Source organism: Rhizobium sp. 0TCS1.26, assembly GCF_050455525.1.
Classification (GTDB): domain Bacteria; phylum Pseudomonadota; class Alphaproteobacteria; order Rhizobiales; family Rhizobiaceae; genus Neorhizobium.
This window is the reverse complement of sequence record NZ_JBCIYV010000002.1, coordinates 68,970-81,847: the sequence shown is the minus strand read 5'-3', so window position 1 is coordinate 81,847 and position 12,878 is coordinate 68,970. Positions and strand designations below refer to the sequence as shown.

13 protein-coding genes, 2 tRNA genes and 1 pseudogene are annotated in these 12,878 nt (G+C 62.4%); 14 read left to right on the top strand and 2 right to left on the bottom strand.

The features are described 5' to 3' along the window. Window positions 1-220 precede the first annotated feature (220 nt). From lon to AAIH46_RS07435, 3 genes are all read left to right on the top strand, one after another. Window positions 221-2,641: an endopeptidase La gene (gene lon, locus AAIH46_RS07445; RefSeq protein ID WP_430305123.1), complete on the top strand. Its 2,421-nt coding sequence runs from the start codon at window positions 221-223 to the stop codon at window positions 2,639-2,641. A gap of 192 nt (window positions 2,642-2,833) precedes the next feature. Next, window positions 2,834-3,109: a DNA-binding protein HupB gene (gene hupB / locus AAIH46_RS07440; RefSeq protein WP_430305122.1), complete on the top strand. Its 276-nt coding sequence runs from the start codon at window positions 2,834-2,836 to the stop codon at window positions 3,107-3,109. Between the two features lie 194 nt (window positions 3,110-3,303). Beyond that, entirely contained in the window at window positions 3,304-4,323 is a 1,020-nt protein-coding gene (locus AAIH46_RS07435; RefSeq protein WP_430305121.1) for an NAD-dependent epimerase/dehydratase family protein, read from the top strand. Between the two features lie 448 nt (window positions 4,324-4,771). Here the strand turns inward: AAIH46_RS07435 and AAIH46_RS07430 are convergent. Then, a tRNA-Val gene (locus tag AAIH46_RS07430) sits at window positions 4,772-4,847 on the bottom strand. A gap of 335 nt (window positions 4,848-5,182) precedes the next feature. Here AAIH46_RS07430 and AAIH46_RS07425 point away from each other — a divergent pair. After that, window positions 5,183-5,259: transfer RNA gene (locus AAIH46_RS07425), tRNA-Asp, on the top strand. Window positions 5,260-5,394: 135 nt separating this feature from the next. Next, on the top strand, window positions 5,395-5,568 hold the full coding sequence (locus AAIH46_RS07420; RefSeq protein ID WP_430305120.1) for a hypothetical protein: 174 nt from the start codon (window positions 5,395-5,397) through the stop codon (window positions 5,566-5,568). Window positions 5,569-5,642: 74 nt separating this feature from the next. Here the strand turns inward: AAIH46_RS07420 and AAIH46_RS07415 are convergent, their stop codons facing one another. Continuing rightward, window positions 5,643-5,903 (bottom strand): hypothetical protein, encoded by a 261-nt coding sequence (locus AAIH46_RS07415; RefSeq protein ID WP_430305119.1) that lies wholly within the window; start codon window positions 5,901-5,903, stop codon window positions 5,643-5,645. Between the two features lie 474 nt (window positions 5,904-6,377). Between AAIH46_RS07415 and AAIH46_RS07410 the strand changes: the two genes are divergently transcribed. From AAIH46_RS07410 to AAIH46_RS07370, 9 genes and pseudogenes are all read left to right on the top strand, one after another. Next, window positions 6,378-6,743 carry an NADH-quinone oxidoreductase subunit A gene (locus AAIH46_RS07410; protein WP_430305117.1) on the top strand — a complete coding sequence of 122 codons (366 nt, stop codon included), beginning with the start codon at window positions 6,378-6,380 and terminating at the stop codon, window positions 6,741-6,743. Next, window positions 6,734-7,315, top strand: a complete 582-nt coding sequence (locus tag AAIH46_RS07405) for a NuoB/complex I 20 kDa subunit family protein (RefSeq protein WP_430305116.1) — start codon at window positions 6,734-6,736, stop codon at window positions 7,313-7,315. The genes AAIH46_RS07410 and AAIH46_RS07405 overlap by 10 nt, the downstream gene beginning before the upstream one ends. A 17-nt stretch (window positions 7,316-7,332) precedes the next feature. Beyond that, window positions 7,333-7,938 carry an NADH-quinone oxidoreductase subunit C gene (locus AAIH46_RS07400; RefSeq protein WP_430305115.1) on the top strand — a complete coding sequence of 202 codons (606 nt, stop codon included), beginning with the start codon at window positions 7,333-7,335 and terminating at the stop codon, window positions 7,936-7,938. Window positions 7,939-7,978: 40 nt separating this feature from the next. After that, complete coding sequence (locus tag AAIH46_RS07395; protein ID WP_430306513.1) at window positions 7,979-8,365, top strand: four helix bundle protein; 387 nt, start codon at window positions 7,979-7,981, stop codon at window positions 8,363-8,365. 54 nt (window positions 8,366-8,419) lie between these two features. Next, the gene (locus tag AAIH46_RS07390) at window positions 8,420-9,610 is read left to right on the top strand and encodes an NADH-quinone oxidoreductase subunit D (protein WP_430305113.1); all 1,191 of its coding nucleotides are present in this window, start codon (window positions 8,420-8,422) and stop codon (window positions 9,608-9,610) included. Continuing rightward, window positions 9,610-9,867, top strand: a complete 258-nt coding sequence (locus AAIH46_RS07385) for a hypothetical protein (RefSeq protein WP_430305111.1) — start codon at window positions 9,610-9,612, stop codon at window positions 9,865-9,867. Before AAIH46_RS07390 ends, AAIH46_RS07385 begins: the two co-directional genes overlap by 1 nt. A gap of 16 nt (window positions 9,868-9,883) precedes the next feature. Continuing rightward, window positions 9,884-10,792: pseudogene (nuoE, locus tag AAIH46_RS07380) on the top strand (NADH-quinone oxidoreductase subunit NuoE); the annotation flags it as partial. Between the two features lie 113 nt (window positions 10,793-10,905). Next, window positions 10,906-12,210 carry an NADH-quinone oxidoreductase subunit NuoF gene (gene nuoF, locus AAIH46_RS07375; RefSeq protein WP_430305110.1) on the top strand — a complete coding sequence of 435 codons (1,305 nt, stop codon included), beginning with the start codon at window positions 10,906-10,908 and terminating at the stop codon, window positions 12,208-12,210. A gap of 5 nt (window positions 12,211-12,215) precedes the next feature. After that, window positions 12,216-12,839, top strand: coding sequence for a hypothetical protein (locus AAIH46_RS07370; protein ID WP_430305109.1), 624 nt, complete (start codon window positions 12,216-12,218; stop codon window positions 12,837-12,839). Window positions 12,840-12,878: the final 39 nt, after the last annotated feature.

Genomic DNA, 12,878 nt, shown 5'->3' with positions numbered 1-12,878 from the left:
TTCCGGGCGCTGTTTCTCGGGCCGAACGGTCTGCAAAATGTCGGCCGAGACAGTCACGCGTAAGCCTCCCGGCGCAAGGTTGAGGCTGCCGCAACGGCGGTGCGTGCGACGCGTAAGGCTTGAAAACATCATTCTGAACCTCCACTTTAGGGAGGAAAGAAAGCGTCCAGCCAACTGACTGGGCCGGTCCCCGGAAACGGGACGAGTGAAAGGAAATGACATGACGAATACAGCGTCTGCGGCACCTGGCGGGGAAGCCTATCCGGTCCTGCCTTTGCGCGACATTGTGGTCTTCCCCCACATGATCGTACCTCTGTTCGTCGGGCGCGAAAAATCCATTCGCGCGCTGGAAGAGGTCATGGGTTCGGACAAGCAGATCATGCTCGTCACCCAGATCAATGCCGGTGACGACGATCCGGCACCGTCCGCCATCCACAAGGTCGGCACGGTTGCCAACGTTCTTCAGCTTCTGAAATTGCCCGATGGCACCGTCAAGGTTCTGGTCGAAGGCCGCGCACGCGCCGAGATCGACACCTATACCGACCGCGAGGAATTCTACGAGGCGCACGCAAAGGTCCTGTCCGAGCCGGAAGAAGAACCGGTCGAGGTCGAGGCACTGTCGCGCTCGGTGGTTTCGGAGTTCGAGAACTACGTCAAGCTGAACAAGAAGATCTCGCCGGAAGTGGTGGGCGCCGCAAGCCAGATCGAGGATTACTCGAAGCTCGCCGACACGGTCGCCTCGCATCTGTCGATCAAGATCACCGAAAAGCAGGAAATGCTGGAAACGGTTTCCGTCAAGCTGCGTCTGGAAAAGGCGCTCGGCTTCATGGAAGGCGAGATCTCGGTTCTTCAGGTCGAGAAGCGCATCCGCTCGCGCGTCAAGCGCCAGATGGAGAAGACCCAGCGCGAGTACTACCTGAACGAACAGATGAAGGCGATCCAGAAGGAACTCGGGGACGGCGAAGACGGCCGCGACGAGATGGCCGAACTGGAAGAGCGCATCTCCAAGACCAAGCTGACCAAGGAAGCCCGCGAAAAAGCGGATGCGGAACTGAAGAAGCTGAAGCAGATGAGCCCGATGTCGGCTGAAGCCACCGTCGTGCGCAACTATCTCGACTGGCTGCTGACCATTCCGTGGAACAAGAAGTCGAAGATCAAGACCGACCTCAACAACGCCGAAAAAATCCTGGAGCAGGATCACTTCGGTCTCGACAAGGTCAAGGAGCGCATCGTCGAGTATCTGGCCGTCCAGGCGCGTGCCACGAAGATCAAGGGGCCGATCCTCTGCCTCGTCGGTCCTCCGGGCGTCGGCAAGACCTCGCTCGCCCAGTCGATCGCCAAGGCGACCGGCCGCGAATATGTGCGCATGGCGCTTGGCGGCGTGCGTGACGAGGCCGAGATCCGCGGTCACCGCCGCACCTATATCGGCTCGATGCCCGGCAAGGTCATCCAGTCGATGAAGAAGGCGAAGAAGTCCAACCCGCTGTTCCTTCTCGACGAGATCGATAAGCTGGGCCAGGATTATCGTGGCGATCCGTCGTCGGCCCTGCTCGAAGTGCTCGACCCGGCGCAGAACTCGACCTTCATGGATCACTACCTGGAGGTGGAATACGACCTGTCGGACGTGATGTTCATCACCACGGCCAACACGCTCAACATCCCGGCGCCGCTGATGGACCGCATGGAGATCATCCGGATCGCCGGCTACACCGAGGAAGAAAAGCGCGAGATCGCCAAGCGGCACCTGCTGCCGAAGGCCATCAAGGAGCATGCGTTGAAGCCGGAGGAATTCTCCGTCAGCGACGATGCGCTGATGGCGGTCATCCAGCAGTACACCCGCGAAGCCGGTGTTCGTAACTTCGAGCGCGAACTGATGAAGCTCGCCCGCAAGGCGGTCACCGAGATCATCAAGGGCAAGGCGAAGTCGATCGAGGTCACGGCTGAGAACATCCACGATTACCTGGGCGTGCCGCGCTTCCGCCATGGCGAAGCCGAACGCGAGGATCAGGTCGGCGTGGTGACGGGTCTGGCGTGGACGGAAGTCGGGGGCGAACTGCTGACGATCGAAGGCGTGCTGATGCCGGGCAAGGGCCGCATGACGGTCACCGGCAACCTGAAGGAAGTGATGAAGGAATCGATTTCGGCAGCGGCGTCCTACGTCCGCTCCCGCGCCGTCGATTTCGGCATCGAGCCGCCGCGCTTCGACAAGTCGGACATCCACGTCCACGTGCCGGAAGGCGCAACCCCGAAGGACGGACCGTCCGCCGGTGTCGCCATGGCAACGGCCATCGTTTCGATCATGACCGGTATCCCGGTCGACAAGAACGTTGCGATGACGGGCGAAATCACCCTGCGTGGTCGCGTCCTGCCGATCGGCGGCCTGAAGGAAAAGCTGCTTGCAGCGCTTCGCGGCGGCATCAAGAAGGTGCTGATCCCGGAAGAGAACGCCAAGGATCTGGCGGACATTCCGGATAACGTGAAGAACAACATGGAGATCATCCCGGTATCCCGCATGGGCGAGGTGATCAGGCATGCTCTGGTGCGCCAGCCGGAGGCGATCGAATGGGACGGCACGGTGGAAACGCCGGTGATCGCCACCGTCGAAGGCGTCGACGACAACGGTGCTTCGCTCGCCCACTGACCGGGCCAGCCTGTGGAAATGACACGTGAATGAAAAAAAGGCCGGCATTTCGCCGGCCTTTTTTGTGCAAACACCGCGAACCCCCTTGTTTTTCAGGCCATCCCGGAGCTTTTGGGGATTGCGAAGGGGTCGTCGAAGGCAAGAGTCGCCCGACTGATCCGTGTGTGTGAACCCATTGAAAGGGGTGGAAACATGAACAAGAACGAATTGGTATCCGCCGTTGCCGAGAAGGCCGGACTCTCCAAGGCTGATGCTGCATCGGCTGTCGATGCCGTGTTTGAAACCGTCCAGGCTGAACTCAAGAACGGTGGTGACATTCGTCTCGCCGGTTTCGGCAGCTTCTCCGTTTCGCGCCGCGAAGCGTCGAAGGGCCGTAACCCCTCGACCGGCGCTGAAGTCGATATCCCGGCCCGCAATGTCCCGAAGTTCTCGGCCGGCAAGGGCCTGAAGGACGCCGTCAACAGCTAAGCTGTTTTGCCGCGCCCGCTGTGCGGCGATCTTCATAATCGAGCTTCGAGACCCGGTGCCTGGCGCCGGGTCTTTTTTGTTCCGGCAGCCGCGTTCCGGCCGCCCGCTGCACGTCGGGCGGCGGCAAGGCAGAGGTTGCATCCTCCGAACGAATGGTCTTCTATCCGCCGCCATCAGACGGAGCGCGACAGACCATGCATTACCTCATCACCGGAACCGCAGGCTTCATCGGATTTCACCTTGCCCGCAGGCTTCTGGAGGAGGGGCATCGGGTGACCGGGTTCGACGGGATGACCGCTTACTATAATCTGCGGCTCAAGGAGGCCCGCCACGCGGCGCTCGCGCAGTTTCCAAGCTTCCGCCCGGTGATCGGCATGCTGGAGGATCAGGCGCGGCTGGAGGCGGTGCTGGACGAGGGGACGCCGGACGTGCTCGTTCACCTCGCCGCGCAGGCCGGCGTCCGCTACAGCAACGAAAACCCCAAGGCCTATCTCGATTCCAACCTCGTTGGGACCTGGAACGTGCTGGAGCTTGCCCGGCGCGTGAACGTCGGCCACCTGATGCTTGCCTCCACCTCGTCCGTCTACGGCGCCAATGACAAGATCCCGTTCGCCGAGGCCGACCGTGCCGACGAGCCACTGACCTTCTATGCTGCTACGAAGAAATCCACCGAGCTGATGGCGCATGCCTATGCGCATCTGCACAAGGTACCGACCACCGCATTCCGCTTCTTCACCGTCTACGGCCCCTGGGGTCGTCCGGACATGGCGCTCTTCAAGTTCGTCAAGGCGATGCTGGAGGGCGAGGAGATCGAGATCTACGGCGAAGGCAGGATGAGCCGCGACTTCACCTACATCGACGACTTGATCTCCGGCATCATCGCCCTGTCGAAGGTGGTGCCGAACGAGACCAACCGGGTGGAGACGGCGGGTGTCACCGACACGCTGTCGCGCCAGGCGCCCTACCGGGTCGTCAATGTCGGCGGCGGTCAGCCGGTAGGCCTGCTGGACTTCGTCGAGACCATCGAGAAGGTGATGGGCCGCCCGGCAGCCAAGAAACTGCTGCCGATGCAGCAGGGTGACGTGCCGCGCACCTATGCCAGCCCCGACCTGCTGGTGGCGCTGACCGGCGGCAAGCCGGAAACCGGGCTGGAGCAGGGGGTCCGGGCTTTCGTCGAGTGGTATCTCGACAATCGCGACGCGCTGCAGCTCTGAAGGGGTGCACTTCCGACAGGCCTATCCACATCGCAGGTGGCGTCTGCGAGTCGTCAGCCAGTCGGTGGGTCGTATGTGAAGGGGAGTGGGGGCGGCCACGTGGTCTCGTGTCAGCAACGTGACGTCAATCTGCCGCCCGACCCCGTTCTAAAGATAACGGCGGTCGCGCCCCCGGCGGGGCTTTTGGCAGACGGGACGGGCAGTGTCCAGCCCGAATGGAACGCGAGAAAGGCGAATCGAACGTACCGAATTCTCCGCTCGGGAGCTTCAACAGCGTCATCTCAGCGGCAAAGGCCGGCGATCCTTGCAGATCTATCCACCTGTGGAAGAGTTGGCCGGCCAGAGGATCTAGCGCAGAAGCTGTGTGCCAAACGATCGGACCGTCGAGATGGCCCAGATAACCATCAGTCGCCGCCAGACATCGATCAATTCATCAATGAGAAAAGAATGGTGGGCGATGACGGACTCGAACCGCCGACATCCTCGGTGTAAACGAGGCGCTCTACCAACTGAGCTAATCGCCCGCTCGCTGGCCGGATCAAGTCCGCCGCGTCGGTGGCCGTGATCTATGCGGATCGCGGAAAAGACGCAAGAGTATTTATGGCCAAATGCGATTTTTTTTGAGTGGCAGCGCCGCCGGTCTGGCGGAAATGCCTGTGGCGCACGGGCTTTGCCAGGCCGCCTCGACGTGGAAATCCCCAGGCGCGAAGCGGGCGGGGGAGGCGTGGTCTGTGCAAATTTTCTTCCGTCACGGTTTTGTCTTCGAAGCCGCTTGACACCCATCGGCGAACCCCTTAGAGACCCGCTCATCGACTGGTTATGCCGGTCGGCGGGGCCGGTTTTCGCCCCTTTGAAATGCGCGGGTGTAGCTCAGTTGGTTAGAGTGCCGGCCTGTCACGCCGGAGGTCGCGGGTTCGAGCCCCGTCACTCGCGCCATTCCTCGCCTGGTTACCTCCCCCCAGAAGTCCCCATCCCACATCTGTCTTCCAGCCATCCGGGCGATCTTCGTCCGGAACATCGATGGCTGCGGGCGGTTGGTTCTCCGAACAGCAACGGAGGATCGATAGAATCATGGCAGACCGAGACAACAAATCCACGACCACCGGCGGATCGCTCGACGTGAAGGACGCAGGGCTGGAGCGAATCGGTTCGGACCGAGACCTGAAGCAGGGCGAAGCCGAGGGCAAGGGTCTGGAGCAGCAGCCCGGCGAAGCGCAGACGCCCCGTGACAAGCAGGCTCGCTAGTTCCCACGCACACTGCCTTCGAATGGTCTGGGCGGCGGAGCGTTCGCCGCCGCCGCCCGCACCGATGCCGGTCGCTACTCGGAGCCTCGCTCGGACGCCTTGATTTCTTCGTCCACCTGCCGCTTCAGCGCCTGCCGCGCGTCCTGCTGGTCGCTGCCGGCTCCCTGGTCTGCTCCTCCGCCGGCGCCGAGCTTGCGGCGGACCGCCTCTACCTCCGTGTCGTCTACCGGCATCGTCGTACCGCTGTCGTCCGGCAGGCCTTCTGCCGATTGCGCGATCGAGGCGTCCCGCGAGCGATCGTTGGCGCCGGTGCTGATTTTCTCCTGGCTGGTCATGTGACTTCCTCCTTGTTGCCGCCGCCCAACCGCCAACACAGGCGATTGTGCCAATGCCGCCATGCAATAGGTGCGTTTTGCGTAAGCTTCCGCTAAAAGATCTGCAGCCGGTCTGTACGGTGGATGTCGTTGCGAGGCCCGCAACGGCTTCTTATCTCCGCTGAGGGCGGGGCGCCGTGCCGGGGCAAGGTTTTCTTGGCAGGGCGCTGACAGGCTTCGCATCGGTCGCGCACCCGGGTCTTCATCACCGGATGCGGTGCGCGTTTCGACACGGTGGCGGGTTCCAGGGCCGGTCTCTGTGTCTACGTGGCAAGTGTCGCGGTCTGTGTCATTTTGGTGCGGGAGCAGGCTCTGAAAATGTCTTGCGCCCGGGTCACGCCTGCGCTAGTCACGGCTTGTTGCAATGCACGTTCGCTTGCCGCGCATTCGCTTTTGTGCCGCCCGGCACCGCTTGGCAAGCAGGGATCGAATACCATGACAGAACTTCTCAGTTCCTATGTCCCGATCGCGATTTTCATAGGCATTTCCCTCGTGATCGGCTTGGCGCTTCTGATCGCGCCGTTCGCTGTGGCCTACAAGTCGCCGGATCCGGAGAAACTGTCCGCCTATGAGTGCGGCTTCAACGCCTTCGACGATGCGCGTATGAAGTTCGACATTCGCTTTTACCTGGTATCGATCCTGTTCATCATTTTCGACCTCGAGGTCGCCTTCCTGTTCCCCTGGGCCGTGTCGTTCGGGGAGATCGGCTGGTTCGGCTTCTGGTCCATGATGGTCTTCCTCGGCGTGCTGACCATCGGCTTTATCTATGAATGGAAGAAAGGAGCGCTGGAATGGGAGTAGCAGATCGCACTACGACCCTGGTCGCGCCGCAGTCCAAGGGGATCATCGATCCCGCCACCGGCAAGCCGATCGGCAGCGACGACGCGTTCTTCGGCGAGATCAACAACGAACTCGCCGACAAGGGCTTTCTCGTCACCTCGACCGACGAACTGATCAACTGGGCCCGTACCGGCTCGCTGATGTGGATGACCTTCGGTCTCGCATGCTGCGCCGTCGAGATGATGCAGCTGTCGATGCCGCGATACGACGTCGAGCGTTTCGGCTTCGCGCCGCGCGCCTCGCCGCGCCAGTCCGACGTGATGATCGTCGCCGGCACGCTGACCAACAAGATGGCGCCGGCGCTGCGCAAGGTCTATGACCAGATGCCGGAGCCGCGTTACGTCATCTCCATGGGCTCCTGTGCCAATGGCGGCGGCTACTACCACTATTCCTACTCGGTGGTGCGTGGCTGCGACCGCGTCGTGCCGGTGGACATCTATGTGCCGGGCTGTCCCCCCACGGCAGAAGCACTGCTTTACGGCGTGCTTCTGCTGCAGAAGAAGATCCGTCGCACCGGAACGATCGAGCGCTAAAGGGCAAGGACAGAGTGATGAGTGAAGCCCTGAACGAATTCGCTTCCTACCTGGCCGAAGTGCGGCCGGGTCTGGTCGAATCCGCCACCATCTCCTTCGGCGAACTGACGCTGAAGGTCGAAGCCGACAAGCTGATCCAGCTGCTGACCTTCCTGCGCGACGATGCGGAGGCGGGCTTCATCAACTTCGTCGATATCTGCGGCGTCGACTGGCCGCAGCGCGAGCGTCGCTTCGACGTCGTCTACCACCTCCTGTCGCCGCGCCAGAACATGCGCGTGCGCATCAAGGTCGAGGTCGCCGAAGACGAAGCTGTGCCGTCCGCCTGCGCCGTCTATCCGGGCGCCGACTGGTTCGAGCGCGAAGCCTGGGATCTCTACGGCATCCTGTTCACCGGCCATCCGGATCTGCGCCGCATCCTCACCGACTATGGTTTCGAGGGGCATCCGCTGCGCAAGGATTTCCCGCTGACTGGTTTCGTCGAAGTTCGCTATGACGACAGCGCCAAGCGCGTCGTCTACGAACCCGTCGAACTTCGCCAGGAATTCCGCAGCTTCGACTTCTTGAGCCCCTGGGAAGGCACCGACTATGTGCTGCCGGGTGACGAGAAGGCCAAGCAGCCGTAAGGCAGTAGGCAGTAGGCAGTAGGCAGTAGCAACAAGGAGCATTACGACGATCAACTCTTACCGGGACCTGAAGGTGTGGCAACGCGCGATGGATCTTGCGGTGGAGAGTTACGAGCTCTCACGTGACCTTCCTGCGAACGAAACCTACGGGCTTGGTTCGCAGATCAAGCGGGCGGCGGTCTCTGTGCCGGCGAATATTGCGGAAGGTTACGGACGACATTCGACAGGTGCATATGTACAGCATTTGAAGATAGCTCAAGGCTCTCTGAAAGAGTTGGAAACGCATTTGCTCCTGAGCGTACGGCTCGCCCTGATGTTGGAACGACGGGTGGTCAAGTCGATATCGCTAAGCGACGGAGTCGGGAAAATGCTGTGGTCGCTGATCCGCAGTTTGCAGGATGAACGGAATGGTCGCACGAGTGAATAAATGCCCTAATGGCTACTGCCTGATGGCTGTTGCCTCGATGCGCGGAGCGCTAAGATGACAGAACACAACGTCCGCAACTTCAACATCAATTTCGGACCCCAGCATCCGGCCGCGCATGGCGTGCTGCGTCTGGTTCTGGAACTGGACGGCGAAATCGTCGAGCGCGTCGATCCGCATATCGGCCTCCTTCACCGGGGTACCGAAAAGCTGATTGAAGCCAAGACCTATCTTCAGGCGCTGCCCTATTTCGACCGGCTGGATTACGTCGCGCCGATGAACCAGGAGCACGCCTACTGTCTGGCGATCGAAAAGCTGCTCGGCATCGGCGTGCCGATCCGCGGTCAGCTGATCCGCGTCCTCTATTCCGAAATCAGCCGCATCCTGTCGCATCTGCTCAATGTCACGACGCAGGCGATGGACGTCGGCGCGCTGACGCCGCCGCTCTGGGGCTTCGAGGAGCGCGAGAAGCTGATGGTGTTTTATGAGCGCGCCTCGGGCTCGCGCATGCACGCCGCCTATTTCCGTCCCGGCGGCGTCCACCAGGATCTGCCGGTCGAGCTGGTCGAAGACATTGGCAAGTGGTGCGACGCCTTCCCGAAGGCGCTCGACGACATCGACGAACTGATCACCGACAACCGCATCTTCAAGCAGCGCAACGTCGACATCGGCGTGGTGAAGCTCGAAGACGCCTGGGCCTGGGGCTTCTCCGGCGTCATGGTGCGAGGATCCGGTGCCAAGTGGGACCTGCGCAAGTCGCAGCCTTACGAGTGCTACGCGGACCTCGATTTTGACATCGCCATCGGCAAGAACGGCGACTGCTACGACCGCTACCTGATCCGCATGATCGAAATGCGCGAATCGGTGAAGATCATGAAGCAGTGCGTCAACCGCCTGCTGTCTGATGCCAAGACCGGCCCGATCTCTTCGGTCGACGGCAAGGTGGTGCCGCCGAAGCGCGGTGAGATGAAGCGGTCGATGGAAGCGCTGATCCACCACTTCAAACTCTACACCGAAGGTTTCCACGTGCCGGAAGGCGAGGTCTACGCGGCAGTCGAAGCGCCGAAGGGCGAATTCGGCGTCTATCTCATCGCCGACGGCACCAACAAGCCGTATCGCTGCAAGATCCGCGCTCCGGGCTATGCGCATCTGCAGGCCATGGACTTCATCTGCCGCGGCCACCAGCTCGCCGACGTGTCGGCGGTGCTCGGCTCGCTCGACATCGTGTTCGGAGAGGTTGACCGCTGATGCGTCGTCTCGTCCTCAGCGCTGGCCTTGTCGCCGCCGCTCTGCCTGCCGTCGCGCAGTCGCAGACCGGTCCGGTCGACACGGCGTCGCGCGGCGGGGCGGATGCCACCATGGCGGAACTTCTCTCCCGGGAGTATGAAATCAAGTCTGCCGTGCCCAATGGATCGAAGCTGATTGTCTTCATGCAGAAGGGCACGTCGGGCTATGCCTGCGAATTCGTCAATGTCGCGAAGACGCGTTGTGCATCGATCAATTGATAAGGCGTGAGAAAGAATGTCCGTTCGTCGACTAGCCGAAGATCAAGTCCAGCCGGCAGCCTTTGCCTTCTCCACCGATAATGCGGTGTGGGCTGAGGCGACGATCCGCAAATATCCCGAGGGTCGCCAGCAGTCGGCGGTTATCCCGCTGCTGATGCGCGCCCAGGAACAGGACGGCTGGGTCACCCGTGCGGCGATCGAGTTCGTCGCCCAGAAGCTCGACATGCCGTTCATCCGCGTGCTCGAAGTGGCGACCTTCTACACCCAGTTCCAGCTGAAGCCGATCGGCACGCGCGCCCATATCCAGGTCTGCGGCACCACGCCGTGCATGCTGCGCGGTTCCGAAGCGCTGATGGACGTCTGCCGCCGCAAGATCCACCACGATCCGCTGGTCCAGAATGCGTCTGGCACGCTGTCCTGGGAAGAAGTCGAATGTCAGGGCGCCTGCGTGAACGCGCCGATGGTGATGATCTTCAAGGATGCCTATGAAGACCTGACGCCGGAGCGTCTGGAAGAAATTATCGACGCGTTCGAGGCAGGCAACGGCGCCGACGTCAGAACCGGCCCGCAGATCGATCGCAACACCTCGGCGCCGGAAGGCGCGCCGGTGACGCTGACCGAAGAGATCAGGCCCGTCCGCACCAACCTCGACGCCCAGCCGGAAGCGCCGGCTGCAGCCGTCAGCGTGCCGCCGGCCGATGCGGGCCGTCCGAAGGATACCGCGCCGGAAACCGATGCGTCGCTGAAGACGCCGGCAACCGCTCCGGCCGCCGCCGAGCAGAACGTCAAGGCTGCCGAAGCCCAGCCGCTGTCCGGCACCAAGGCGTCCGATCCGGATCCGAAGGCCGTCGGCAGCACTGCCGAAGGCGCACCGGCCGAAGGCAGCGAGATCGCCGGAACGGCAAAGCCGAAGAGAACGCGCAAGAAGACGACGTCCGAAACCGGCGAGTGATCCCGGTCTGGACCGTGCCCGGTCTCGGGCGCCCGATGAATTCGAAGAGCCGGCCCGGTGAGGGCGGCGGACTGGTGGAATAGATCATGTTGAAAGATCAGGATCGCATCTTTACCAACATCTACGGCCTCAAGGACAAGTCTCTGAAGGGCGCGATGAGCCGTGGCCACTGGGATGGCACGAAGCAGATCATCGAGAAGGGTCGTGACTGGATCATCAACGAGATGAAGGCCTCCGGTCTTCGTGGTCGTGGTGGCGCCGGCTTCCCGACCGGTCTCAAGTGGTCGTTCATGCCGAAGGAGTCCGACGGCCGTCCGCACTACCTTGTCGTCAATGCCGATGAATCCGAGCCCGGTACCTGCAAGGACCGCGATATCATGCGCCACGATCCGCATACGCTGATCGAGGGCTGCGTCATCGCCGGCTTCGCAATGGGCGCCCACACCGCCTACATCTACGTGCGCGGCGAATACATGCGCGAGCGTGAAGCGCTGCAGGCCGCGATCGACGAGTGCTACGATGCCGGTCTTCTCGGCGGCAACAACAAGTGCGGCTGGGATTTCGACATCTACGTCCACCACGGCGCCGGCGCCTACATCTGCGGCGAGGAGACCGCGCTGCTCGAAAGCCTCGAGGGCAAGAAGGGCCAGCCGCGCCTGAAGCCGCCGTTCCCGGCCAATATGGGTCTCTACGGCTGCCCGACGACCGTCAACAACGTCGAATCGATTGCCGTTGCGCCGACCATCCTGCGCCGCGGCGGCGCCTGGTTCTCGTCGATCGGCCGCGCCAACAATGTCGGCACCAAGCTGTTCATGGTCTCCGGCCACGTCAACAAGCCGTGCACCTTCGAAGAAGCCATGGGCCTGTCGTTCCGCGAGTTGATCGACCGCCACTGCGGTGGTATTCGCGGCGGCTGGGACAATCTCCTTGCGGTCATCCCGGGTGGCGCATCCTGTCCGGTCGTCAAGGGCGAGGACATGGCGGATGCGATCATGGACTTTGACGGCATGCGCGAGGTGAAGTCCTCGTTCGGCACCGGCGGCATGATCGTTATGGACAAGTCGACGGACATCATCAAGGCGATCTGGCGTATCGCAGCCTTCTTCAAGCATGAGAGCTGCGGCCAGTGCACGCCCTGCCGTGAAGGCACCGGCTGGATGATGCGCGTCGTCGAGCGTATGGTGAGGGGCAACGCGCAGAAGCGCGAGATCGACATGCTGTTCCAGGTGACGAAGCAGATCGAAGGGCACACCATCTGCGCTCTGGGCGATGCGGCCGCATGGCCGATCCAGGGCCTGATCCGCAACTTCCGCCCGGAAATCGAAAAGCGCATCGATCAGTACACGGCAAATGCCACCCGCGAAGGCGCGGTGCTGGAGGCAGCGGAGTAAGGCAAATGACCGGCGACGGCGACCAGGGCAAGGATCCGAAAGCGGCTGAAAAGCCATCGCTCGGCTTCACCTTGCCCTTTGCCGACAGCGCGCCGGTCAATCCGATGGAGATGATGGCGGCGGCGACCGCGGCCGGCATGGCCGTGACGGCGCAGTTCGCAAATCTGTTCTTCGGCATGATGCAGGCGGCGATGGAAGCCACCGGCGCCAGGCCGGAAGCCGGTTCGCCGAAGCCGGAAGCGGCCGAGGAGCCCGCGCCGTCCGACGCTCCGGCGTCTCCGGCAGCGCCCGCGCCAAGTGCCGTCGCGAAGGCGAAGCCGGTCAAGGCCAAGTCGGTCGCGGCCAAGCCTGGCAAGCGGCTCGCCGAGCCGACGACGGCGGCGGTGGCCGAAAAGGCCGGCGAGAAGCGCAAGCCCCGCCGGTCGTCAAAGGCTGCCGACGACCTGAAGAAGATCTCGGGCATCGGCCCGAAGCTGGAAAGCCTGCTGAACGGCATGGACGTCCGGCTCTACCGGGACATCGCGGCCTGGTCGGACAAGGACGTGGAGCATTTCGACCGTGAGCTGGGGCTCGATGGCCGCATTGCGAAAGACAATTGGATCGCGCAGGCAAAGGCACTGCTGCGGTGACGGAATGTGTCGCCAAACCCTCCGCAAGAGGGCAGGGGA

Excerpts from the sequence above, each read along its gene's own strand:
- lon (WP_430305123.1), top strand. The coding sequence starts at position 221 with ATGACGAATACAGCGTCTGCGGCACCTGGCGGGGAAGCCTATCCGGTC.
- hupB (WP_430305122.1), top strand. The coding sequence starts at position 2,834 with ATGAACAAGAACGAATTGGTATCCGCCGTTGCCGAGAAGGCCGGACTC.
- AAIH46_RS07435 (WP_430305121.1), top strand. The coding sequence starts at position 3,304 with ATGCATTACCTCATCACCGGAACCGCAGGCTTCATCGGATTTCACCTT.
- AAIH46_RS07420 (WP_430305120.1), top strand. The coding sequence starts at position 5,395 with ATGGCAGACCGAGACAACAAATCCACGACCACCGGCGGATCGCTCGAC.
- AAIH46_RS07415 (WP_430305119.1), bottom strand. The coding sequence starts at position 5,903 with ATGACCAGCCAGGAGAAAATCAGCACCGGCGCCAACGATCGCTCGCGG.
- AAIH46_RS07410 (WP_430305117.1), top strand. The coding sequence starts at position 6,378 with ATGACAGAACTTCTCAGTTCCTATGTCCCGATCGCGATTTTCATAGGC.
- AAIH46_RS07405 (WP_430305116.1), top strand. The coding sequence starts at position 6,734 with ATGGGAGTAGCAGATCGCACTACGACCCTGGTCGCGCCGCAGTCCAAG.
- AAIH46_RS07400 (WP_430305115.1), top strand. The coding sequence starts at position 7,333 with ATGAGTGAAGCCCTGAACGAATTCGCTTCCTACCTGGCCGAAGTGCGG.
- AAIH46_RS07390 (WP_430305113.1), top strand. The coding sequence starts at position 8,420 with ATGACAGAACACAACGTCCGCAACTTCAACATCAATTTCGGACCCCAG.
- AAIH46_RS07385 (WP_430305111.1), top strand. The coding sequence starts at position 9,610 with ATGCGTCGTCTCGTCCTCAGCGCTGGCCTTGTCGCCGCCGCTCTGCCT.
- nuoF (WP_430305110.1), top strand. The coding sequence starts at position 10,906 with ATGTTGAAAGATCAGGATCGCATCTTTACCAACATCTACGGCCTCAAG.
- AAIH46_RS07370 (WP_430305109.1), top strand. The coding sequence starts at position 12,216 with ATGACCGGCGACGGCGACCAGGGCAAGGATCCGAAAGCGGCTGAAAAG.